This is a genomic window from Pseudomonas sp. TH31 (genome assembly GCF_016650815.1).
Classification (GTDB): Bacteria; Pseudomonadota; Gammaproteobacteria; order Pseudomonadales; family Pseudomonadaceae; genus Aquipseudomonas.
Genome location: NZ_JAEKEZ010000013.1, coordinates 152,184 through 175,687 on the forward strand (window position 1 = coordinate 152,184; position 23,504 = coordinate 175,687).

A 23,504-nucleotide genomic window follows, 5' to 3' on the forward strand; every position below is an offset into this window, starting at 1 on the left:
CAATAACCACATGCGGTTCGACTGGGGGAGATTGGCTGCCTAGTTTTTTCATCGTCTGCGATGACATTTTTACTATTTTTACTGGACACAGTCCTGGGCCACCATCCAGACACAAGAAAAGCCCATGGAGCATCTGAACGTGTTCGAGCTTGCATATTGGCAAAATAAAGCCGCTGCGCTGCAGTTTCCCGACCAGGCCGTGATCGACGGCAAACCTCGTTGGGCGCGGTCGGGACAGACTTTCAGGGTGATCAACCCGGCGACCGACCAGTGCCTGGCCAACGTGGCCGCTTGCGGCGGTGAAGAGGTGGACGCAGCCGTGCGCAATGCGCGACAAGTGTTCGAGGCCGGCAGTTGGTCGGCGCGTTCGCCGGCCGAGCGCAAGCAAGTGCTGCTGCGCCTGGCGGACCTGATCATGACCCACCGCGAAGAACTGGCGCTGCTCGACTCGCTGAACATGGGCAAGCCGGTGATGGACGCCTATAACATCGACGTGCCGGGCGCCGCCGGGGTGTTTCGCTGGTACGCCGAAAGCCTCGACAAACTCTACGACCAGATCGCCCCCAGTGCACGCAATGTGCTGGCGACCATCACTCGCGAACCCTTGGGCGTGGTCGCCGCAGTGGTGCCGTGGAACTTTCCGCTGGACATGGCCGCCTGGAAACTCGCGCCGGCCCTCGCCGCCGGCAATTCGGTGATTCTCAAACCCGCCGAACAATCACCGTTTTCCGCCCTGCGCCTGGCCGCGCTGGCGCTGGAAGCCGGCCTGCCACCGGGGGTGCTGAACGTGCTGCCGGGGCTTGGCGAGCAGACCGGCAAAGCGCTCGGTTTGCACCCGGACGTTGATTGCCTGGTGTTCACCGGATCCACCGAAGTCGGCAAGTACTTCATGCAGTACTCGGCGCAATCGAACCTGAAACAGGTATGGCTGGAGTGCGGCGGCAAGAGTGCCAACCTGGTGTTCGCCGATTGCCAGGATCTGGACCTGGCCGCGCAAAAAGCCGCGTTCGGTATCTTTTTCAATCAGGGCGAAGTCTGCTCGGCCAACTCGCGACTGCTGGTGGAACGTTCGATTCACGATGAATTCATCGAACGCCTCAAGGTGCAGGCCGAGCGCTGGCAACCGGGCGATCCGCTGGACCCGGCGAGCTGCGCCGGGGCCATTGTCGATAGCCGTCAGACCGCACGGATCATGCGGTTCATCCAGGACGCCGAACACCTGGGCGCGACCAACGTCTGCGGTGGCCGGCAGTCGACCTTCAACGGCAGTGACAACTTCATCCAGCCGACCATTTTTACCGGCGTGCGCCCGGACATGCCGTTATTTCGCGATGAAGTATTCGGTCCGGTCTTGGCCGTCACCGCGTTCGATGACGAGGCCCACGCCTTGCAACTGGCGAACGACAGCGTCTATGCCCTGGCCGCGTCGCTGTGGACCGACGACCTCAATCGCGCCCACCGTGTGGCGCGACAACTGCGTGCTGGCACGGTGTCGGTCAACAGCGTCGATGCGCTGGATGTGACGGTGCCTTTCGGGGGGCAAACAGTCCGGTTTCGGCCGTGACTTGTCGCTGCATTCATTCGATAAATACACCCAGTTGAAGACCACCTGGTTTCAGCTGCGCTCATAACAGCCGCTCATAATAAAAATGGAGAACTGGCGATGACCACACCACGTGAAACCCGTGACTACCAGGCCGCCGACGCTGCGCACCACATCCACGCATTCGTCGATCAGAAGGCACTCAATGACGAAGGGCCCCGGTGATGGTCCGTGGCGAGCGCCTGCACCTGTGGGACAACGACGGTCGACGTTACCTCGACGGCATGTCCGGGCTGTGGTGCACCAATCTCGGTTACGGCCGCAAGGACCTGGCCGCTGCCGCGACCCGGCAGTTGGAGCAGTTGCCGTACTACAACATGTTTTTCCACACCACCCACCCGCAGGTGATCGAGCTGTCGGAGCTGCTGTTCAGCCTGTTGCCAGGGCACTACAGCCATGCGATCTACACCAACTCCGGCTCTGAAGCCAACGAGGTGTTGATCCGTACCGTGCGCCGCTACTGGCAGGTGCTCGGCAAGCCCGAAAAGAAAATCATGATTGGTCGCTGGAACGGTTACCACGGCTCGACCCTGGCCGCGACGGCGCTGGGCGGGATGAAATTCATGCACGAAATGGGCGGCATGATTCCGGACATCGAGCACATCGATGAGCCGTACTACTTCGCTCACGAGGGCGACCTGACCCCGGCCGAATTTGGCCTGCGGGCGGCGCAGCAACTGGAAACGAAGATTCTCGAACTGGGCGCGGACAAGGTCGCAGGGTTCATTGCCGAACCGTTCCAGGGCGCCGGCGGCATGATCTTTCCACCAGAAAGCTACTGGCCGCAGATCCAGCGCATTTGTCGCAAGTACGATGTGCTGTTGTGTGCCGACGAAGTGATCGGAGGCTTTGGCCGCACCGGAGAATGGTTCGCCCATGAGCACTTTGGTTTCGAGCCGGACACCTTGTCGATCGCCAAGGGGCTGACCTCCGGTTATATCCCGATGGGCGGGTTGATCCTGTCGAAGAAAATAGCCTCGGTATTGGTGGAGCAGGGCGGGGTGTTTGCCCACGGCCTGACCTATTCCGGGCACCCGGTGGCGGCGGCGGTGGCGATTGCCAACCTCAAGGCGCTGCGCGATGAAGGCGTGGTCGCAAGGGTCAAGGATGACATCGGACCTTATCTGCAACAGTGCCTGCGCGAGGTGTTCGGCAACCATCCGCTGGTGGGCGATATCCAGGGCGTGGGCATGGTCGCGGCGCTGCAATTGGCCGAGGACAAGGGCAGTCGCAAGCGTTTCGCCAATGAAAACGACATGGCCTGGCGCTGCCGCACGATAGGCTTCGAGGAGGGGGTGATTATTCGCTCGACACTGGGGCGGATGATCATGGCGCCGGCATTGATTGCCAGTCGCGAAGAGGTTGATGAGTTGGTCGGCAAAACCTTGCGTGCGCTGGATCGTACGGCGCAGGAATACGGCCGGCTCTGATCTGAAACGGTTGTAGTCCGAAAAGATCGCAGCCTGCGGCAGCTCCTACAGAGGATCTTATTCCCCTGTAGGAGCTGCCGCAGGCTGCGATCTTTTGCTTTTTCTGGCGTCTTGCACCCACCCCGGGCATCCCTGCCCACGGCGCCCGATTGCAGTGCGTGCTACACAGCTTTTTCATCATTCGCAGCCACATATTTCCTAATTTTCCTAATCCCGGGCATGGGCCAACATCGACCTTGCCAGTCAGCCAGACGCTGACCACCCAAGGGGCCGAATAGAGCCCCTCAGTTGCATCCGCTTCGAGGCCACTGGCCGTACTGCCCATTACAAAACTAAATCAACAGCTTTGGGAGTGCTCCATGATCAAGTCCTTGCTTACCCGCTTCGCTCACCCACTGGCGGTCACCGCCATCGCCGCGACGGTCGCCACCAGCGCCCAGGCCGGTACCCTTTCCATCGGCCATACCACGTGGGTCGGCTACGGCACCCTCTACCTCGCCCAGGACCTGGGCTACTTCAAGGAAAACGGTCTGAGCGTCGAGTTGCCCGTCGTCGAGGAGGCCTCGATGTACATGGCCGCCCAGGCCTCGGGGGAATTGTCAGGTTCGGCATCGACCATCGACGAAGTGCTCAAGTACCGTCCGCAGTTCTGCTTCAAGGCCGTCGCCGCGCTGGATGATAGCCATGGTGGTGACGGTGTACTGGTCGGCAAGGACGTCAAGAGTCTTCAGGAGTTGAAGGGCCAGGCCGTGGCCGTGAACGAAGGTTCGACTTCGCAGTTCTGGCTGTCCTACTTGCTGAAAAAGAACGGCATGAAAATGAGCGACATCACCGTGCAGAACATGACCGCCGATGACGCCGCCACTGCGTTTATCGCCGGTCGCGTGCCGGCCGCCGTGACGTGGGAGCCGCATCTGTCGATGGTCCGCAGCAAGCAGCAGGGCAAGGTGCTGATCGACAGCAGCAGTACGCCAGGGGTGATTGTCGATGTGGTGGCGCTTAACTGTTCGGTCATCGAAAAGCAGCCAGAAGACGTGAAAGCGCTGGTGGCCGGTCTGTACAAAGCGGTCAAGTACACCCGTGAGCATCCGGAAGAAGCCTACAAAATCATGGCCAAGGGCGTCGGTGGCTACCTGGCCGATCCGAAGGAATTGGCAGCGGCCGCTCAAGGCGTGCGCTTCTACGATCAGGCCATGAGCGAAAAACTGTTCGGCGCGCCGGGCAAGCCGGGGGACAGCGCACCGTTGATCAAACTGGCCAATGAAACCGCCAGCGAATTGCAGGGCAAGCCCTACAACGTCACAATGACGACCTGATCGACAACCGCTTCGTCAGCCCGCTCTAGGAGGTCCGCATGTTCAAGCGCAATTCATGGCTGAGCCGCTGCATCACGCCCAAGACCAGCCTGCCGGTGCAGTTGGTCTGGAGCGCCAGCGGCCTGGCCTGGGTGTTGTTGGTCGGCCTGTGGGCCGGGTTGTCCTACGGCGGCGTAGTGCCGGGCATGTTTCTGCCGACACCAGGCGCGGTGGTCGAGGCCGCCGTGCGCCTGGGCCGCGACGGTACCCTCGGGGTGCACGTATGGGCCAGTGTCGAGGTGGTGATGGTCGGTTTTATCGTGTCATCGCTGGTGGCCGTGCCGTTGGGGTTGTTGATGGGCAGCTTTCGCATCGTCCAGGCGTTCCTCGAACCGATGGTCAATTTCATTCGCTACCTGCCGGTGACCTCGTTTGTGCCGCTCTTCATCCTGTGGATCGGCATCGGTCTGGAGCAGCGGGTCTCGGTGATTATCTTCGGTGTGTTCTTCCAGCAACTGGTGATGATTGCGGACGTGTCCAAAGGCATCTCCAAGGACCTGATCAACGCGTCCTACACACTGGGTTCAAATCGGCGCGACGCGGTGCTGCATGTGATCGCCCCGGCTTCGCTGCCGGGTGTACTCGACACCTTGCGCGTCACCATGGGCTGGGCCTGGACTTACCTGGTGGTCGCCGAACTGGTTGCCGCTTCCAGTGGCCTGGGCTATCTGAGCCTCAAGGCCATGCGCGGCTTCCAGGTGGATGTGATCTTTCTGGCCATCGCGATCATCGGCCTGCTGGGCCTGGTCACCGATCAATTGTTCCGTTTCCTACGTCTGAGGATCGCCGCATGGGCTCAGTAACCGCCGTCAACCCACGTTTTGTCGCGCCCCAGGCCGCCCCGGCGCAAGGCGCCCCACGGCTGCAGGTGGACAAGGTCAGCCTGCGCTATAAAAAGCCCGATGGCGGTGTCTTTACCGCGTTGGAGCAGGTGTCATTCGAAGTTCCGGACCAACAATTTGCCGTGCTGGTGGGGCCGTCGGGCTGCGGCAAGTCGAGCCTTTTGTACCTCACCGCCGGCCTCGCCGAGCCGACCTCGGGCGAAATCTACGTGGGTGGCCAGCAAGTCGAGGGGCCGGGCGCCGATCGCGGCATGGTGTTCCAGAGCTATACGTTGTTTCCGTGGCTGACCGTGCGCCAGAACGTCGAGTTCGGCCTCAAGCGTCGCGGCATGGCGGCGGCCCAGCGCAAGGAAATCGTCGACTACTACGTCAATGAAGTCGGGCTCGCCGGGTTCGCCGACAACTACGCCAAGCAACTCTCCGGCGGCATGATGCAGCGAGTGGCGATTGCCCGGGCCTTGGCCAACGATCCGCAAATCCTGCTGATGGACGAACCTTTTGGGGCCCTCGACAGCCAGACACGCCTGCAAATGCAGCAACTGTTGCTGCGAGTGTGGGGCAACAGCAAGAAGACGGTATTGTTCGTGACCCATGATATCGACGAGGCGATCCTGCTCGGCGACCGGGTCTATGTCATGGGCGCGAGGCCCGGGCGGATCAAGCAGATTCTGGACGTGCCGATCGAGCGGCCACGGACCCTGGACATGGTCATGGAACGCTCGTTCATCGACATGAAACGCAGGATCTTTGGATTGCTGCATGACGAGTTGGAGGAGCATTGAGTCTGTAGGCACCGAGCTTGCCCAGTCGACATGAATGTTGCCGGGCAGGCCTCCATCACAAGCACGCTCGGCTGCTACGGGGCGGCCGGCAACAGGAACCTGGCGATCACCGGCAAATGGTCGGAGATCCGCAACGTATCGTCCTGGCGCACCGTTGCCTCGACCCGTTTGATCCGCGGGCTGTAAAACAGGTAGTCGACCGTCCGGTCCGGGCCGTTCAAGCCGGGATCGTTCGGGTAATGGGTCAGCCATTGCGCCCGATCGACACCGCTGGCTTCGTTGTTGGTCGGGATCATCGGGTATTTGTCCCACAGCACATGCAATGCGCTGTCGGCGGAGTAGGGCGTACGTTGCTCGGCGGACAGGCGTCGGTATTGGCCCAGCGGCAACAGATTGAAATCGCCGCCAATCAACCACGGTGTGCCGCGGCTTTCGTACTTGTCGAGGACCTTGGCCACCGCTGTCACTTGGGCTTGCAAGGTGTCGTCGGGCTGGCGGACGCGGTCCAGGTGGGTGTTGAGCACCGCGATCTGCCCGCCATCGCTCAACGGCAGATACGCCACCAGCAAAGCGTTTTTCGGTTTGAACTGACGGCTGATGAAGTTGGCGGGCGCCACCGGCAATTGCAGGCGCTCGGCATGTTCGATCTGGTAGCGGCTCAGGGTGGCCAACTGCCGGCCGACACTGCCGAAGATATGCGGGTCAGGCACGAAGTCGGCCTTCCAGCCGAAGGCATGGGCGCTGCAGGGATAAAGGTCGGCGACCCGTTCCTGCAAGAGTTTGAACTGATTTTGATAGTCGCTGGCCTTGGCGCCGTCATCGAGTTCTTGCAGCAGGACGATGTCCGGTTGCTCGTCACGAATCACTCGCGCCACTTCATCAAGGCTGAAGGCCATGTCTTCGAGTGTCGGGCTTTTGTCATCACCCTGGGCCAGGTCATTCCAGAACACGTAGCGTTTACCCGCCAGGTACTGAACGTTCCAGGTCATCACCTTCAAGGCTTGACCAGGCACCAGGGTCGGCGCCTTGGCGTTGCAACTGACCGGCAGCACTTCCTTGGCGTCGGGTCGCCAGGTCACGCTGTAGATCAGCAGGCCAATCAGGCCAATGAAAGCAAACAGGCCCAGCAGGGTGTAGCGCAGTAGACGGGTCATGGCTCGGCTTATAGCGTTACAAAGATGACCCGAGCATACCCGAGAGCGAGGGCCGCGCCTAAGGGTAGAGCGGTCAGGCAGGCCTGTCGTTTTTGTCAGGCACTTCGCCAATCAGCATAAACAGGCGGAACAGCACCACGCTGGTGAACAGTTGCAGGAAGCTGTGGGCGCTGTCGATCAGCAGGGCGATGGCCGGGTTCTGCGGTTCGGGATAGACCGCGTAGCTGGCGCCCTTGAGCAGCCACAACGGCGCCATTACACAGAGGATGCACACCAGAATGCGCAGGAAATGGCCGCGGGTCAGGCGCAGGCTTTCTTTCATCGCCGCCAGCGGCGCCATGCCGCGCAGCACCAGCAAGTATTCGGCGAAGGCCAGCGTCACCATCAGCCACAGGCCCGGCAGGAAATACAGCGACAGGCCGATCAGGATCAGCAAGGTGTTGAGCGCGGTGAGCAGGGCGAAGCGTGGCCACAACGTGGCCGACATCGCCAGCAGGTCGCGGATGCGCGGCGATTCGCCACGGCTGCGGGCGTCGAGAAACAGGATCAGCGCGGCGGTGTACAGCGGATACACCAGTAAACCGACCACCACGCTGTAACCGGGGAAACCGTCCGGGCCGACGTTGTTATCCACAAGCTGTTGCAAGAACGCCTCCAGAATCACCAGCGGCAGGCACAGCTGCACGATCTGGCCCAGATTGCGCTTGAAGAAGTACAAGGAGTCACGCAGCACATCGAACGGATTCATCAGTCGGTATCGCAGGTTAAAAGCAGTCCCACACTTTAACCGATGAAGCGCCGGGGGGCGCAAACGTAAACGTTAGGTAAAGGCTATTGAAACATCCTGTATCAGCCCCATAACTGGTAAGCACCTCGTCCATCGTGGATGAGGACGACGATATTCCCGGCAATCTACGAGGTCGCCATGAACAGCGAAGAACAAACCCTGATCGATGGACTGTTTTCCCGGCTGCAACAGGCCGAAACGGATTCAGCCCCGCGCGACGCTCAAGCCGAGGCGCGGATCAAGGAACACCTGACTCGCCAGCCCGCTGCGGGCTATTTCATGACCCAGGCGATTCTGGTGCAAGAGGCTGCCATCAAGAGCCTTGACGAACAGAACAAGCAACAAGTCCAGCAAATCCAGCAATTGCAGGACGAACTGCAACAGGCCAAGGCCCTGGCGAGCGCTCCGGCACCGGCCAGTGGTGGCTTCTTGTCGAGTATTTTCGGCGGTGGCTCCCGCGATCCGCAGCCTGCGCCAACCCAAAGCGCCCCTTCATCGACCGGCGGCTGGCGTGAACCGGCGCGGCCATCGTTCAATTCGCAGCCGCCACAGCAGAACTTCGGTGCACCGCAACAGAACTACGGCGCCCCGCAGCAAAACTACGCACCGCAACAGCAGGCCCCGGTCGGTAGCGGCTTCCTCGGCGGTGCGCTGAAAACCGCAGCCGGCGTGGCCGGCGGTGTGATGCTGGCAGAAGGCATCAGCAGTTTGTTCCACGGCAATCAGCAGCCGCAGCAAGTCGTCGAAGTCATCAAGGAAGAACCGGCTCAGGTCAACGATCAAAGCGGTAGTGACCGGGGCAATGACCAGCGCATGGCCGGCAACGACTCCAACGATCAGGGTGGCCTTAGCGACAGCGACTACAACAACGATGACGACTCATCGTTCTTCGGCGGCGATGACGACGACTCCTTCGTCTGACCCACCATTCGTCCGGGGCGCGCAAACGCCCCGGGCCGATTATTCGCGGAACAATCCTTCAGGCTGGCATACTGGGCTACTTTTCGGGCCTGGGGCCTGATCCTGCCCGCGCGCTTGTGCGCTCATGAGGATGCACGGTGAAAAAAATTGCAGTGTTTGCCGATGTCCAAAACCTCTATTACACCGTGCGTCAGGCTTATGGTTGCCACTTCAACTATGCCGCGCTGTGGGCAGATATCAGTAAACAGGGCGAGATTGTCGAGGCATATGCCTACGCCATCGATCGCGGTGACAGCAAGCAGCAGCAATTTCAGCAGATCCTGCGCAACCTGGGCTTCATCGTGAAGCTCAAGCCCTACATCCAGCGCAGCGACGGCTCGGCCAAGGGCGACTGGGACGTGGGCATCACCCTCGACATCATGGATGCCGCCGATCACGTTGACGAAGTGGTGCTGGCCTCCGGCGACGGTGATTTCGACATGCTGCTGGAGCGCATCATCAGCAAGCATGGCGTACAAGCCGTGGCTTACGGCGTGCCGGGCCTGACCGCGAACTCGCTGATCCGCGCCGCCAGCCGCTATGTGCCGATCGAAGGCGCGTTGCTGCTCAAGAATTGATTTTTACGGAGTTGAAACAGGTTTGGAACGCATAGCAGTCATCGACTTTGAAACCACCGGGATCTCCCCAAGCAGCAGCTGCCGGGCCACGGAAATCGCCGTGGTGATCCTTGAACAGGGGCGCATCGTCGAGCGTTACCAGAGCCTGATGAACGCCGGCGTACGCGTACCGGCCTTCATCGAACAACTCACCGGCATCAGCAACGCCATGCTGCGCACCGCCCCGTCGGCCGAGCAGGTGATGAACGAGGTGAACGAGTTCGTCGGTATTACGCCGCTGCTGGCGCACAACGCGGCGTTCGACCAGAAGTTCTGGGATTTCGAGTTGGGCCGGATCAAACGCACACGCTTGCAGAATTTTGCCTGCTCGCTGCTGCTGGCCCGCCGTTTGATGCCGGCGGCGCCGAATCACAAACTAGGGACGCTCACCACCTTCGCCAGCCTGCCCAACACCGGCAAGGCTCACCGGGCGATGGCGGATGCCGAGATGGCAGCGAACCTGACAGCGCATTTGGCGCAAGAGTTACGGCAAAAGCATGGGTTGCGCGAGTTGTCCCATGATCTGCTGGTCAGCTTGCAGAAAGTGCCGGCGGCGAAGATCAATGAGCATCTCAAGCGCCATCGCGGGTTTTAAGGGCAAGATCAAAAGATCGTCCGAACGCGGCCCGATCTTTTGCGTTAGGCCGGGCGGGCCTCTTCGCGAGCAAGCTCCGCTCCACAGGTTCGAGGCGATCCCGAATGTCGGGAACAACATGAATCCGTAGGATCTGAACCTCTGAACCTCTGAACCTCTGAACCTCTGAATCTCTGAATCTCTGAATCTCTGAATCTCTGAATCTCTGAATCTCTGAATCTCTGAATCTCTGAATCTCTGAATCTCTGAATCTCTGAATTTCTGAATTTCTGTAGGAGCTGTCGAGTGAAACGAGGCTGCGATCTTTTGATCTTGTTTTTGAAGAGCAAAATCAAAAGATCGCAGCCTCGTTTCACTCGACAGCTCCTACGCAATCCCGATTCTCGAAGGCACTGGTACATCGCGTGATGTGTTTAACAACGCCTCCGGCTTGATGATCGGTCCTACCGAATTTTAGGGCATGTCTGTCTTGCCCCTCACCTGCGGCATCGATAACCTTTTGACTGTCGCTGCCAATGCAGTAACCGGGACTGCAAGCCCGAATTGTTAGGGGCATATTTGGTTCGGAGATTCGCCCATGGTCAAAGCTACCCGCAATATCCCTGATAACGGTGCTGACACACATCAGTCCGAAATAGCACAACCAGCTTCAAGAGAAGCTCACTTCGTACCCCAAAAATTCATTCGTCATCACATCCAACTAAAAGCACTGTTACTGCATGCCGAGGCGTGGTTCTGCGCCCGAGATATCGGCCGGTTAATGGGCGTAGATATCAACGGGCGTTACGCGCTCAAGCTTGATGCCGACCAGCGCCAGATGATGTGTTTGTCTAGACGCGATGAGCCCCGGGAAATGTTGATGCTGAGTGAATCCGGCGTGTACGCGATGCTGGTCTATCACTACTGCCCGGAGAACCGGCATTTGCGACGTTGGCTGACCCACCATGTGGTGCCGATGCTGCGCGATGGTGCCGGGGCCGCTTCGAATCAAACGCCAAGTTTGCGCTTGATGGAGTGGGCGGGAGGAACGTTAAGCCTGCTACATTGGCGGACAGAGCCTTGGGTTCGTTTAAAGGATATGCCGTGTTTGTTGGGCGCTGGAGATAGCGGCGTTCGCGGATTCTGACAACACCGCTAAACCTCTGTAGGAGCTGTCGAGTGAAACGAGGCTGCGATCTTTTGATCTTGTTTTTGAAGAGCAAAATCAAAAGATCGCAGCCTCGTTTCACTCGACAGCTCCTACGGGCTCCTACGGGCTCCTACGGGCTCCTACGGGATCGCTATTTGCCATTTCCTTCCAGTTGCCCCAACGGCACCCGCCGCTCTATCGCGCTCGACAACACAATCGAGGTCTTGCTGAAGCCAAACTTGGCCACCCGATTGATCAACGCCTCCAACTCCGGCATCGACCCCACCGCCGCTTGCATGATCACGCACGGATCGCCCGTCACCCGGTGGCACTCGGTCAGTTGCGGGATTTTGATCAGTTCGTCGTAGGTTTTCTGGTTGCCGTGCTGGTTCAGGCGCAATTCGATGACGCACTGGATCGGCAGGCCGATTTTCGACAGGTCGACCTTCGCCTGGTAACCGGTGATCACGCCGCAGGCCTCGAGTTTGGCCACGCGCTCGGCTACGGCCGGGGCCGACAGATTCACCTTGCGCGCCAGTTCGGCGTAGGACGCCCGAGCGTTTTCCAGCAGGGCGCTGAGGAGCATGCGGTCGTACTTGTCCATCGTGGGAATTCCTGAAAATGACATGACTTTCGAATACACGGTTTATAGCGGTGAACACCGTGTTTTGAAAAGTGTACCGGCGCGATAAACAGGTTTTGTAGCTTATTTTTAGCCGTTGGCCTTTCTAGAATATCTGCTCTCCTTGTCTTGCCTGAGAGCTGCCCAATGCCTGGCTTACGTCGCTTCCCCTTACCGTTGATCGCTGCTTTTTTCGCGTTGTACGTGATTTGGGGCTCGACCTATCTGGTTATTCGCATTGGTGTGCAGTACTGGCCGCCATTGATGCTTGGCGGTATTCGCTTTGTGATTGCCGGATCCTTGATGTATGCGTTCCTGCGCTGGCGCGGGGCGCCGGCACCGACTTGGGCGCAATGGAAAGCGGCCGGCATGATCGGGATTTTGCTGCTCAGTTTCGGTAACGGTGCGGTGAGCATGGCCGAGCATAGCGGGGTGGCTTCCGGTGTTGCCGCGCTGGCGGTGGCGACGGTGCCTTTGTTTACTCTGCTCTGCGGCTATTTCTGGGGCGCGCGAAATACCCGTCTCGAATGGGCCGGGATTGTGCTCGGGCTGATCGGCATCGCCATGCTTAACCTGGGTTCCAACTTGCAATCGAGCCCATTGGGCGCGGCGTTGCTGGTGTTTGCCGCCGCAGCCTGGGCTTTCGGCTCGGTGTGGAGCAAACACTTGCCATTGCCTCAAGGCGCGATGGCCAGCGCGGCAGAAATGCTGGTCGGTGGCGTGGTGTTGTTGATCGCCAGTGCGCTGAGTGGCGAGGATCTGGAGAGTGTGCCGCCGGTCGAAGGCTGGATGGCGTTGGCTTATTTGATCGGCTTCGGTTCGATCATCGCCTTCAACGCCTACATGTATCTGTTGAAGCATGTACGTCCGGCGGCGGCCACCAGTTATGCCTACGTCAACCCGGCGGTGGCGGTGTTACTGGGGATTGTGTTTGTCGGCGAGACCATCGGGATCGAGGAGGCGATCGCCATGGCGGTGATCATCAGCGCCGTGGTCTTGATCGGCTTGCCGCAGTGGCGTCGGCGCCCGGAACGACCTGCGGTGGTGGCGCCGACAGAATCCCGTGTGAATTAGGGTAAACTGCGCGCCATTGCACACTCGTTTTGCACAACTGCGCTGAATTTTCCTACGGTAATCCCATGACTTTCGCCTCCCTTGGCCTGATCGAACCCTTGCTGCGCTCTCTCGAGACGCTCGGCTACCAGACACCTACGCCGGTCCAGGCGCAAGCCATTCCGGCGGTGCTGGCCGGTCGCGACCTGATGGCTGCGGCCCAGACCGGCACCGGCAAGACCGCCGGTTTCGCGTTGCCGCTGCTGCAGTTGCTGGCCATGGAAGGGCCGAAAGTGGCCTCCAACTCGGTGCGCGCACTGATCCTGGTGCCGACCCGCGAGCTGGCCGAACAGGTTCACGAAGCCGTGCGCCAGTACGCCGAAAACCTGCCGTTGAGCACGTACGCGGTGTACGGCGGCGTCAGCATCAACCCGCAGATGATGAAGCTGCGCAAAGGTGTCGACGTGCTGGTGGCGACACCGGGTCGTTTGCTCGACCTGTATCGCCAGAAGGCCCTCAAGTTCAATCAGCTGCAAACGCTGATCCTGGACGAAGCCGATCGCATGCTCGACCTGGGCTTTTCCGAAGAGCTGGGGAACATTTACCGCGTACTGCCCAAGCAACGTCAAACGCTGTTGTTCTCCGCGACCTTCTCCGACGCGATCCGTTTGCTGGCCGGGCAAATGCTCAACGATCCGCTGAGCATCGAAGTCAGCCCGCGCAACGTGGCGGCCAATACCGTCAAGCAATGGGTTGTGGTGGTGGACAAGAAGCGCAAGCCGGAGCTGTTCATTCACTTGCTGCGCAAGGGCAAGTGGAAGCAGGTGCTGGTGTTCGCCAAGACCCGCAATGGCGTGGACGCGCTGGTGGAAAAACTTCAGGGCCTGGGCATCAATGCCGACGGCATCCACGGCGACAAACCCCAGGCGACCCGCCAGCGCGCGCTGGATCGTTTCAAGGCCAGCGAAATTCAGATTTTGGTCGCGACCGACGTTGCGGCCCGAGGTCTGGATATCGAAGACCTGCCGATGGTGGTCAACTTCGACCTGCCGATCGTGGCTGAGGACTACATCCACCGCATCGGTCGTACCGGTCGCGCGGGTGCCACCGGTGAGGCCATTTCCCTGGTGTGCGCGGATGAAGTGAATCAGCTGTCCGCCATTGAGATGCTGACCCGCCAGACCCTGACGCGCCAGATGGAGCAGGATTTCGAACCTGAGCATCGGGTGCCGGATACGGATTCCAGCGGTCAGGTGGTGAAGAAGCCGAAAAAACCGAAGAAGCCAAAGACCTCCGGTGGCGGCAAGCGCAATTTGGGTAAATGGGTCGAGAGCGGGGACGCTTCGGCGGTGGAACCTTCGATCAAGCCTGTGCGCAAAGTGCCGGTGTTTAACACTGGGCCGCGTAAGAAGAAGCCTTGATTACACGCGGCGTCTGTTAGGCCGCCATCGCGAGCAGGCTCGCTCCCACATTTGATCTGTGTCGTATGACGATCCAGTGTGGGAGCGAGTCTGCTCGCGAAGGGCGCGCCGCAGACTTCAAGCCTTACGCTTCAACCACGCCACCATCCCCAGCCCAGCCGCCTGCCCACTGGCAAAACACCCCGTCAGCAAATAGCCGCCCGTCGGCGCTTCCCAATCCAGCATTTCCCCCGCGCAGAACACGCCAGGCAGTTGCTTGAGCATCAAGCGCTCATCCATCGACTCGAACTTCACTCCACCCGCACTGCTGATGGCTTCGTCCAGTGGGCGGGTTTTCACCAGCGTCAGTGGTAATGCCTTGATCGCCTTGGCCAGCAATACCGGATCGGCAAAGCACTCGGCGGCGGTCAGCTCTCGCAACAACGCTGCTTTGACGCCATCAAGGCCAAGCTGACTGTGCAAGTGTTTGGACATCGAGCGTGAACCGCGCGGTTTGCCCAGTGCAGCCTCAACTTTATCCACAGGCCGGCCGGGCAACAGGTCGATATGAATGGTCGCCGAACCGTGCAAGTTGATGGCCTCGCGGATCGGCGCCGACAGGGCGTAGATCAAGCTGCCTTCAATGCCGGTGGCAGTCATCACGCATTCGCCGAGGCGCGGGATGTCGTCATTGAGGCCGATGGCGATGTTTTTCAGCGGTGTGCCAGCGAATTTACTGACCATCAATTCGCTCCAGGCCTGCACCTCGAAGCCGCAATTGCTCGGTTGCAGCGGCGCCAGTCCTACACCGTGCTGTTCCAGTGGCAGCATCCAGGCACCGTCCGAACCGAGGCGCGACCAACTGCCGCCGCCGAGGGCAAGCAGGGTTGCGTCGGGCGTTAAGGTTTTTTCACCTTCGGGACTGGATACTTTCAGGCTGCCATCGGCATTCCAACCGACCCAGCGATGGCGGGTGTGGATAACTACGCCAGCATCGCGCAGGCGTTTAAGCCACGCACGGAGCAGGGGCGCGGCTTTCATGTCCGTAGGAAATACCCGGCCGGAGCTGCCGACAAAGGTTTCGATGCCCAGATCATGAATCCACTGGCACAGGGCATCCGCGCCGAAGGAGCGCAGCAGCGGTGCAATCTGCGGCGCTCGTTCGGCGTAGCGCGAGAGGAACGCCGGGTAGGCTTCGGAGTGGGTAATGTTCATGCCGCCGACGCCGGCCAGCAGGAATTTTCGCCCCACGGACGGCATGCCGTCGTACAGATCGACCTTGATCCCGGCCTGGCTCAACACCTCAGCGGCCATCAGGCCGGCGGGGCCGCCGCCGATGATGGCGACGTGCGGGGGAGGGCTGGGGAGGATTGGGTCATGGAATGCGCTGCGGTATGGCTGGATAAGCCGCGCATTCTACCAGCACAAATCAGGGGGAGCGGGCTTGCTCGCGAAGAGGAAGTGTCAGTCGACATCAATGTTGCCTGATACATCGCTTTCGCGAGCAAGCCCGCTCCCACATTGGTTCTGTGGTGTTCATAAATAGGTGGTTAAAAAACAACCAGTCTTTTGTAGGCTATGTGCAGCAACGCCTGCAGGCGCTTTCACTCAGGTTATCCACAGGCAGTTCCACAGGCATTGTGGGTAAAGCATCCACAACTCAGTGACAACCTGATGACTGCCAGACCCGTTGCGCGCTGTGATGAAGGATGCCGTGACGCCGGGCCAGGGCCTGGCGGTCCTTGCTGTAGCCGCCGCCGATCACCCCGACCACCGGGATGTCCCGGCCCAGGCAGTGGCGCATCACGCTTTCATCGCGGGCGGCGACGCCTTCGTCCGTCAGCTTCAGGTAACCCAGCGCGTCATCCTTATGCACATCGACGCCTGCGTCATACAGCACCAGGTCCGGTTGGTAGAGCGGCAGCAAGTAGTTGAGCGCGTCGTCTACCACCTTCAGGTAATCGGCGTCGCCCATGCCCTTGGGCAGTGGAATGTCCCAATCACTTTCAGCCTTGCGTGCGGGAAAATTCTTTTCGCAGTGCAGGGAAACGGTTACCGCGTCCGGGGTGTTGTGCAGAATCCGTGCAGTCCCGTCGCCCTGGTGTACGTCGCAATCGAAGATCAACACCCGATTCACCCGACCGCTTTCCAGCAGGTAATGGCTGATCACCGCCAGGTCATTGAAGATGCAGTCAGCATGACTTTCTCTTAAATGTAAATTTATTTAGAAATAAGTTAATAAAAACAATACTTTATAATTGCTTTTGCGTAAAGGTGAATTGTAGCCTAGGGTTTATTATTGTTTACCTAATGAGTGTGTAAACAATGAACCCTTATAAAATCAAGCTCGTGCGGTTCGATAGTGGTGAACGTTTTCCCGTGCTTTGTTCTCGGCAAGGCGGTATGCCCGTGCACAGCGCGACCCTTTGGGCGCTGACAGAGTTACGAACGGCTAATTTGTCAACGAACACACTCCATCAAGCACTTCGGTCGCTTATGGTGCTGTTCATTGTTCTTGATGAACTAGAAATAGATTTGTCCACCCGTTTGCGTGGCGGCCAGTTTTTAACGGTAGGAGAGATAGAGGCTATCGTTGGGGCGTGTAAACTGCCAATTGCAGCGGGCGACAGAAAACGATCTGGAGATGGAATATTCATATGGTCATCTTCTACCAGTGGCTCTAATTCGCAAATAATTCATCCCGCCACTATTGCCATACGGCTTTTATACATTGCCCGATACCTTGACTGGGTTGCGACCGATCATTTACTAAAAACAGGGGTCGGAAACCCACATTTCACTGGGCTGGAAAAAATCCGGGAGCTTGTATCTAATACCATCAAGGCTCGCATGCCTTCAGTACATCGCTTTTCCAGTGTTGCGCCTCGCGAGGGCCTCACTGAACAAATGTTATCGGTGCTGCAACAGGTGGTTGCTCCAGAGTTTGAGCACAACCCGTGGTCTCATGACTATGCCCGTCAGCGAAACTATTTAATGATCCGATGGTTATTGTCGTTGGGAGTGCGACGGGGTGAATTGCTTGGTGTGAAGATCTCGGATATCAACTTTCAGAACAATGAAGTTTTAATTGCTAGGAGAGCAGATGATCCTGCGGATCCGCGGTTGAGACAACCCAATGCCAAAACGAACGGTCGACTATTAGCGCTCGACGCAGAGTTGGCAGAGCTCACACGAACGTATGTAATGACTATTCGTCGTAATATTACAGGCGCGCGTAAACATGAATACCTTTGGGTGGCCGGTGGGTCCGGAAAGCCACTGAGTCTAGCGGGGCTGAATAAAATATTCGTCACTTTACGGCAACACTGCCCGGAATTGCCGGAAAATCTCTGCCCTCATCTTCTGCGCCATACCTGGAACGATCTTTTTTCTGAAGCAGTTGATAGAAACAACGTGTCGGCGACCGTGGAGCAAAAACTGCGGTCGCGGCTGATGGGGTGGTCCGAAACATCCGGAATGGCGAATGTGTATAACCAGCGCCACATCAAGAGGAAAGCCACCGCAGTGTCCTTGAAAATGCAAGAACGATTGCGTGTGGAGGCTCATCCCGATGAGTAAAAATCTAGAGAAAGAATTCGTAATGGCTGGAAGTGATATCTGTCCTTCACTTCCATCGATAGTTCGGAGCAAAAGCGGGATTGCGTTTGACCCTAACCGGCTTGCTTGGTCGTACCGGGACGGTGTGGATTCGGTTTACATGGATTTTTCTGGGCTGCATTTTACCCCCACGCTCATGGCTTCGGTCCGTCTTACGTTGATTTGGTTTGCCGAAAATAGAGCGCCAAGTACCTTGATGGGGCACTTTAGTGGATTGAAAGTATTTGCCTTGCGATTGCAAAAGGCTCGCGTTGAACCGTTGGAGTCTATCGGCGGAAATGACGTATTGATACATAGCGATACTAATGACTTTCGAACACGCAATCTCTTCGCGTTTTTGCGCCGATGGCATGCATTGGCGCTGCCGGGTATTCAGGATGACGTGGTGTATGTCCTGGACAGGAAAAAACTCCGGAAACGAGAAACTGGCATTGCCGTGTTGACGTGGGATCCCGAGTTGGGCCCTTTCACGCCAATTGAGCAAGTGGGTATTCAAGATGCCTTGAATGAAGCTTACGGTGCAGGGCGTTTGAGTGAAGAAATTTACCTGCTGGCGTGGTTATTTATTGCGTTGGGTTCCCGCCCTGTTCAATTGGCAGCCTTGAAAGTGTGTGATGTTGTGCGCACTGTGGCTGCGGATGGAGCAGAGTCTTATATCTTATTAGTTCCACGGGCCAAGCAACAAAACCCATTGCTCCGTCAGGAACTCAAGCCCCGAGCGCTCGTGAATCAAATTGGCCGACCGCTGTTTCATTATGCTCAACGAGTCAGTGAGCGCTTTATTGGAGAGTTTCCAGACACCCAGCAGGCGCCCTTGTTTCCTTTCCCCCCGCAGTCACGGTATTTGGTGTCCGGGCAAGGATGGGGCAGGTACCACCGCACCAGCGAAAGCTTACGGAGATTGTTGGTGTCCGCGTTGGACAAGTTGTCCGTCCGCTCCGAACGCACGGGGGCCGTGATTAACATCTGTGCCCTGCGCTTTCGGCGCACGTTAGGGACGAATATTGCGCGTGAAGGTCATGGGGTGTTGGTCATTGCGGACTTACTTGATCATTCGCGAACCGACTCAGCGGGCGTCTATGTTGCCGCTACACCAGAGCTTGCGATGCGGATTGAAAAGGCAACAGCCCTATACATGGCGCCACTGGCTCAAGCTTTTAAAGGTCAGTTGATTGATCACGAGGGCAGTGCGATTCGCGGCGCAGATCGTTCCAGCCGAATTATCGACCTGCGTATCGATCAAAGCGCACGGCCAATGGGGTCATGTGGAAGCTTTAGTTTCTGTGGACTAATTGCCCCGGTGGCCTGTTACACCTGCCAATGTTTTCAACCTTGGTTGGACGGACCGCATGAGGCGGTCCTGGATTTCTTGCTAGAGGCTGCTAAACGCTATCCGGACGGTCGTATTGCGGCGATCAATGATCGAACGCTGCTCGCGGTGGCAGAAGTGGTCCAATTATGTCGCAGCAGAAAGGACCAGGCTCATGGACGATAGGGTTGTCGTGTTCAAGCCCCGAGCGGAACAAACAGCTGAAGACAATCTGCGGGACTTCATTACCCTCGCCAGAGAGGCGCTGACTACCTTTGGCAGTGAGTTGGTCTTTGATGCGGACAGTTGGGATGTCACCAATTTTGTTCGTTTGAAGCGGCGTAATTCTTGTTCTAGCATCCGGTTTCATGGATTCCCCAGTGGTCGAGGGCAGAAGGACTCCTGTTGTTTTCCTCAGCCTTACAAAGACTTTGCCAAAGCCTACTGCCGTTATGATTATGCGTTGTGCGCGTATACAACCGTCAGCTCACGATTGGCCGCGCTCCGTTCCCTGGCTGTAGCTCTGGAAGAAACGGAGAGTTGTGTCACGCCTATCAAAGCAGGGCTGGGGCATTTTAATCGAGCGTGCGCGATACTTAATGAGCGTTACCAAGCCTCCGCCGCTTTTTTGCCGGGGTAGAACTCAGACGCATTTCGCAGTTTCTAGTGGAGCATCAACTCTGTACGGTGCCTCTTCAATGGCAAAATCCGCTTCGGGCGCCAACGACCTTTGAGCGCCGTGTTGGCCCGGAGTTTGATGCATCGCGCCAGGCCCGCCTGCCCTCGTCGGCCTCGTTAGAAGCGATTGCTGAAATTTTCGGAGCCGCCGAGAAATCAGGCGATGTCTTCACCTCCAGTGTGTGTGCATTGCTGGCGTCGGCGCCCAGTCGCATTAATGAGGTACTGTCCATCTCGATACAGTGCGAAGTGGAGGAGTTCGATTCAAAAACAAATCAACAGCTGTACGGAATTCGCTGGTTGCCTTCAAAGGGAGGAAAGGCCCAAGTCAAATGGGTGGTGCAATCCATGGCCAGTGTCGCCCGCGAGGCCGTGAGCAAGCTCAGGTCCATTTCCACACCAGCGCGGGAGGTGGCACGGTGGTATGAACGGCATCCTGATGCGATGTATTTACCAATGGAGCTGGAGGCGCTACGGGGGCGATCATTAATTAGTTCAGAACAGGTGAGCGCCATCGTTTTTCTCACCCCGCCACCCAACGGCAATCAAGCCGCGCGTGGGACCGAATGGTGCAGGAAACAGGGGGTCGTTGAACACATTCCTTATGACCCTCAGCAGAAACATGCCCCGAGATTTCTGTTCGCGGACATTGAACGAGTGATCATTTCTATGCTGCCAGAAAACTTTCCATTGGCGGACCAGAAGAACAACCTGAAGTACAGTGAAGCGCTGTGCTTGACGCGCCTGAATGAGTTAACCGAGTCGTGGGGAACGTACCGTGGCGTAATCGTCTTGCCAGACACCGGTTATATTCAGAAGCAATTGTCCAGTTCGCGAAGGGCCCTCAATATTTTTGATCGCTTCGGTTATTGTGAATTAGATGGCAGTCCAATGCAGATCACGACGCATCAATTTCGCCATTTTTTAAATACCGTGGCACAGATGGGCGGATTATCGCAACTCGACATCGCCAAATGGAGCGGTCGCGCCAAGGTTGGACAAAACAGGTGCTATGACCACCAATCCGACAGGGATGTGTTGGCGCTCGCCAGGTCCGCTTTGGGTGATCCGGAAAAGTCAGCAGGTCATGTGGCAAGCATCCCTCCAAGTAGCTTGATTGCACGGGATCAGTTTGCGACGCTGAAGATCATGACCGCCCATACAACGGATTTGGGGTATTGCCTGCACGATTTTTCCATGCTGCCGTGTCAGCTCTATCGAGATTGTCTCAATTGTGATGAGCATGTGTGCATCAAAGGTGATGTGGTCCGAGAGAAGGCTATACGTCAGCATCGTCAGGAAACCCAGGTCCTCTTAGCGAAAGCCTTGGAAGCGCTGGGCGAGGAGGAGTTCGGTGCCAACCGTTGGGTCGAACACCAGACACTGACCCTTAAACGACTGGATGAACTGTGTGCCATTTTTGAGGACTCTTCCGTTGCCGCGAATGCGATTATCCAGCCGCGCGGTATCGTCCCAGCGTCCAGGCTGGAACAGTTACTGGCCCATCATAAAATATTGAACAACCGTGATGTGCCGGTACCGGACAATGAAGATCCAAATGTGCCATGCATAGAGGCTGAGGATTTGTAATGTCTCGTTCGAGAAATCTAACCCCAGATGCTATAGAGCAGATCGTATCGATCCTTGATGGTTGGTCTGGGAAATTGACGTGGGACCTGCTGATCCAAAGCGTCGCTCGCCGTTTGCGGGGGACCTATACGCGTCAAGCGTTGCATAAGCATGAACGGATCAAACGCGCCTTCATGCTGCGCAAGCAAATACTCTCAACTTCGGTTGGGACGAGGAAAGTCATCAGTCCCGAATCGCAAGTGGCAAACGACCGAATTGCACGTTTGGAAGGCGAGAGTGCGCGGCTGCAAATGGAGAATGATCGACTACTTGAACAATTTGTGCGCTGGGCTTACAACGCATATACCCGTGGCTTGGATGAGCAATTTCTATCCCGTCCTCTACCCATCATCAATCGACAGCAGACACCCTAGTGTGGTGTTTCACAAGTAAGGCTGAATCCGCGATCCACTGATCGCGTAGGCTGTCCAACAACATGGACGGCACTCAAGCTCAGCATCGACGAAGGCCTCCGAAACGGCCTTACTCAGCTGGGTATAACCTTCTGGCAGCACAACTCCGAACTCGTAAAGCAGCCCACGTAAGCCGGTGCTCTGCATGAAGCGAAACTTCAGCAACTGGGAGCGGATACGGTGTAGCGAGAGGATTGCCTGCTGATCAGCCTGCTTGATTGCCACCAGGCAAGCGCCGGGCTGCTGCACCGCTGTCCAGATGGCTTGAGCGTCAGCCGCATCGGTTTTGTTTCGCAGCACAAAGGGGCGTGCCGAACGATGGGCGAGTAGTCGTACCTCATGCACCTGCGGTTGAAGCTGACGTGCCCATCTGTGGGCACTGCCACAGGCCTCGATTGCCACCAGTCTGATCGGATAATTTGCACAGAACGCTAGCACTTCATCACGGCGCAGCTTGATACGCTCGATCCTTCCAGTGCACTGATCACGGTATGCAACTGGAAAACCTTCTTGGCGATGTCCATGCCAATTACGCTATGTTTCATGGCAGGATCCTCCTGCTCAAGTGGTGTTTGTTATCCACTCTCCACTTTGGCACCTTGATGCCGGGGCAGCGAGAATTCTCTGTCGATGTAGGGGGGCTGCGGCCGGCCCGCTGACGGGGGAGGCGTCCATATAAGTTTCCCTAGGGGCCAGAAGGCAGCTACGCCATAATGCGCGCCGAGCTAAAAGGAGCATCCAATGAGCAGCACTGCAAACAATGCTGAAGGCGAAAAAATTCTTATTGTTGATGACGATCCAGGGCTGAGCAGCCTGCTGGAACGTTTTTTCGTCAGCAAGGGCTACCGTGCCCGCGCCGTACCGAACACCGAACAAATGGACCGCTTGCTGGCGCGTGAAGTGTTCAACCTGGTCGTCCTCGACCTGATGCTGCCTGGCGAAGACGGTTTGACCGCCTGCCGCCGCCTGCGCGGCGCGAACAATCAGATCCCGATCATCATGCTGACCGCCAAGGGCGATGAGCTGAGCCGCATCAAAGGCCTGGAGCTGGGCGCCGACGATTACCTGGCCAAGCCGTTCAACCCGGACGAGTTGATGGCCCGGGTCAAAGCGGTCTTGCGTCGTCAGGCAGCGCCAGTGCCGGGTGCACCGGGCAGCGAAGACGAAAGTGTGACCTTCGGTGACTACGAACTGTCCCTGGCCACCCGCGAACTCAAACGCGGCGATGAAGTGCACATGCTCACCACCGGTGAGTTTGCGGTACTCAAGGCCTTGGTCATGAACGCCCGTCAGCCACTGACCCGCGACAAGCTGATGAACCTGGCCCGTGGCCGTGAGTGGGATGCCCTGGAGCGTTCCATCGACGTGCAGATCTCTCGTCTGCGCAAGATGATCGAACCCGATCCATCCAAGCCACGCTACATCCAAACGGTCTGGGGCATGGGCTACGTGTTCGTTCCGGACGGCGCCGCCACCAAGTGATTGGCGATTTTTAGGAGCTGGTCGTGCGGATGAGGTTGTCCGCAGA

17 protein-coding genes and 6 pseudogenes are annotated in these 23,504 nt (G+C 57.9%); 17 read left to right on the forward strand and 6 right to left on the reverse strand.

All coding sequences use genetic code 11. The annotated features are described in order from the left end of the window. Positions 1 to 139 precede the first annotated feature (139 nt). From JFV26_RS10230 to JFV26_RS10250, 5 genes and pseudogenes are all read left to right on the forward strand, one after another. Positions 140 to 1,631: pseudogene (locus tag JFV26_RS10230) on the forward strand (aldehyde dehydrogenase). 32 nt (positions 1,632 to 1,663) lie between these two features. Then, positions 1,664 to 3,033: pseudogene (locus tag JFV26_RS10235) on the forward strand (aspartate aminotransferase family protein). A 359-nt stretch (positions 3,034 to 3,392) separates the two neighbouring features. Further along, positions 3,393 to 4,378: pseudogene (locus tag JFV26_RS10240) on the forward strand (ABC transporter substrate-binding protein). Positions 4,379 to 4,387: 9 nt separating this feature from the next. Then, complete coding sequence (locus JFV26_RS10245) at positions 4,388 to 5,191, forward strand: ABC transporter permease (protein WP_201191962.1); 804 nt, start codon at positions 4,388 to 4,390, stop codon at positions 5,189 to 5,191. Next, positions 5,179 to 6,012, forward strand: coding sequence for an ABC transporter ATP-binding protein (locus JFV26_RS10250; protein WP_201191964.1), 834 nt, complete (start codon positions 5,179 to 5,181; stop codon positions 6,010 to 6,012). The genes JFV26_RS10245 and JFV26_RS10250 overlap by 13 nt, the downstream gene beginning before the upstream one ends. Positions 6,013 to 6,086: 74 nt before the next feature. On the opposite strand, the gene JFV26_RS10255 is transcribed toward JFV26_RS10250, so the two are convergent. Next, complete coding sequence (locus JFV26_RS10255; protein WP_201191966.1) at positions 6,087 to 7,166, reverse strand: endonuclease/exonuclease/phosphatase family protein; 1,080 nt, start codon at positions 7,164 to 7,166, stop codon at positions 6,087 to 6,089. Positions 7,167 to 7,239: 73 nt separating this feature from the next. Then, entirely contained in the window at positions 7,240 to 7,914 is a 675-nt protein-coding gene (locus tag JFV26_RS10260; RefSeq protein WP_201191968.1) for a YciC family protein, read from the reverse strand. Positions 7,915 to 8,091: 177 nt separating this feature from the next. Between JFV26_RS10260 and JFV26_RS10265 the strand changes: the two genes are divergently transcribed. From JFV26_RS10265 to JFV26_RS10280, 4 genes are all read left to right on the forward strand, one after another. Beyond that, entirely contained in the window at positions 8,092 to 8,874 is a 783-nt protein-coding gene (locus JFV26_RS10265; protein ID WP_201191970.1) for a DUF2076 domain-containing protein, read from the forward strand. Positions 8,875 to 9,011: 137 nt separating this feature from the next. Next, complete coding sequence (locus JFV26_RS10270) at positions 9,012 to 9,491, forward strand: LabA-like NYN domain-containing protein (RefSeq protein WP_054052625.1); 480 nt, start codon at positions 9,012 to 9,014, stop codon at positions 9,489 to 9,491. A gap of 22 nt (positions 9,492 to 9,513) precedes the next feature. Then, positions 9,514 to 10,125, forward strand: coding sequence for a 3'-5' exonuclease (locus JFV26_RS10275; RefSeq protein ID WP_017340916.1), 612 nt, complete (start codon positions 9,514 to 9,516; stop codon positions 10,123 to 10,125). Positions 10,126 to 10,702: 577 nt separating this feature from the next. Then, positions 10,703 to 11,251, forward strand: a complete 549-nt coding sequence (locus tag JFV26_RS10280; RefSeq protein ID WP_201191972.1) for a BRO-N domain-containing protein — start codon at positions 10,703 to 10,705, stop codon at positions 11,249 to 11,251. A 154-nt stretch (positions 11,252 to 11,405) separates the two neighbouring features. Here the strand turns inward: JFV26_RS10280 and JFV26_RS10285 are convergent, their stop codons facing one another. Next, complete coding sequence (locus tag JFV26_RS10285) at positions 11,406 to 11,858, reverse strand: Lrp/AsnC family transcriptional regulator (RefSeq protein WP_201191974.1); 453 nt, start codon at positions 11,856 to 11,858, stop codon at positions 11,406 to 11,408. Positions 11,859 to 12,023: 165 nt separating this feature from the next. On the opposite strand from JFV26_RS10285, the gene yedA reads away from it, so the two are divergent. Both yedA and JFV26_RS10295 read left to right on the forward strand, forming a co-directional pair. Further along, complete coding sequence (yedA, locus tag JFV26_RS10290; RefSeq protein ID WP_201191976.1) at positions 12,024 to 12,950, forward strand: drug/metabolite exporter YedA; 927 nt, start codon at positions 12,024 to 12,026, stop codon at positions 12,948 to 12,950. A 65-nt stretch (positions 12,951 to 13,015) separates the two neighbouring features. Further along, the gene (locus tag JFV26_RS10295) at positions 13,016 to 14,350 is read left to right on the forward strand and encodes a DEAD/DEAH box helicase (protein ID WP_201191978.1); all 1,335 of its coding nucleotides are present in this window, start codon (positions 13,016 to 13,018) and stop codon (positions 14,348 to 14,350) included. Positions 14,351 to 14,467: 117 nt separating this feature from the next. On the opposite strand, the pseudogene JFV26_RS10300 reads toward JFV26_RS10295, so the two are convergent. Both JFV26_RS10300 and JFV26_RS10305 read right to left on the reverse strand, forming a co-directional pair. Beyond that, positions 14,468 to 15,708 (reverse strand): annotated as a pseudogene (locus tag JFV26_RS10300) (TIGR03862 family flavoprotein). 281 nt (positions 15,709 to 15,989) lie between these two features. Further along, a pseudogene (locus tag JFV26_RS10305) lies at positions 15,990 to 16,520 on the reverse strand (histone deacetylase family protein); the annotation flags it as partial. A gap of 218 nt (positions 16,521 to 16,738) precedes the next feature. On the opposite strand from JFV26_RS10305, the gene JFV26_RS34430 reads away from it, so the two are divergent. The 5 genes from JFV26_RS34430 to JFV26_RS10330 are packed head-to-tail and all read left to right on the forward strand — an operon-like array spanning position 16,739 to position 21,937. Beyond that, a complete protein-coding gene (locus tag JFV26_RS34430) occupies positions 16,739 to 17,908 on the forward strand; it encodes a tyrosine-type recombinase/integrase (protein ID WP_201191980.1) in 1,170 nt (389 codons plus the stop codon). After that, complete coding sequence (locus JFV26_RS10315; protein ID WP_201191982.1) at positions 17,901 to 19,442, forward strand: site-specific integrase; 1,542 nt, start codon at positions 17,901 to 17,903, stop codon at positions 19,440 to 19,442. The genes JFV26_RS34430 and JFV26_RS10315 overlap by 8 nt, the downstream gene beginning before the upstream one ends. Beyond that, positions 19,432 to 19,896: a hypothetical protein gene (locus JFV26_RS10320; RefSeq protein WP_201191984.1), complete on the forward strand. Its 465-nt coding sequence runs from the start codon at positions 19,432 to 19,434 to the stop codon at positions 19,894 to 19,896. The genes JFV26_RS10315 and JFV26_RS10320 overlap by 11 nt, the downstream gene beginning before the upstream one ends. Positions 19,897 to 19,922: 26 nt before the next feature. Beyond that, entirely contained in the window at positions 19,923 to 21,524 is a 1,602-nt protein-coding gene (locus tag JFV26_RS10325; protein ID WP_201191986.1) for an integrase, read from the forward strand. Further along, a complete protein-coding gene (locus JFV26_RS10330; protein ID WP_201191988.1) occupies positions 21,524 to 21,937 on the forward strand; it encodes a hypothetical protein in 414 nt (137 codons plus the stop codon). Before JFV26_RS10325 ends, JFV26_RS10330 begins: the two co-directional genes overlap by 1 nt. 34 nt (positions 21,938 to 21,971) lie before the next feature. Here the strand turns inward: JFV26_RS10330 and JFV26_RS10335 are convergent. Next, positions 21,972 to 22,521, reverse strand: a pseudogene (locus JFV26_RS10335) (IS110 family transposase); the annotation flags it as partial. A gap of 196 nt (positions 22,522 to 22,717) precedes the next feature. On the opposite strand from JFV26_RS10335, the gene ompR reads away from it, so the two are divergent. Beyond that, positions 22,718 to 23,458, forward strand: coding sequence for an osmolarity response regulator transcription factor OmpR (gene ompR / locus JFV26_RS10340; RefSeq protein WP_201191990.1), 741 nt, complete (start codon positions 22,718 to 22,720; stop codon positions 23,456 to 23,458). Positions 23,459 to 23,504: the final 46 nt, after the last annotated feature.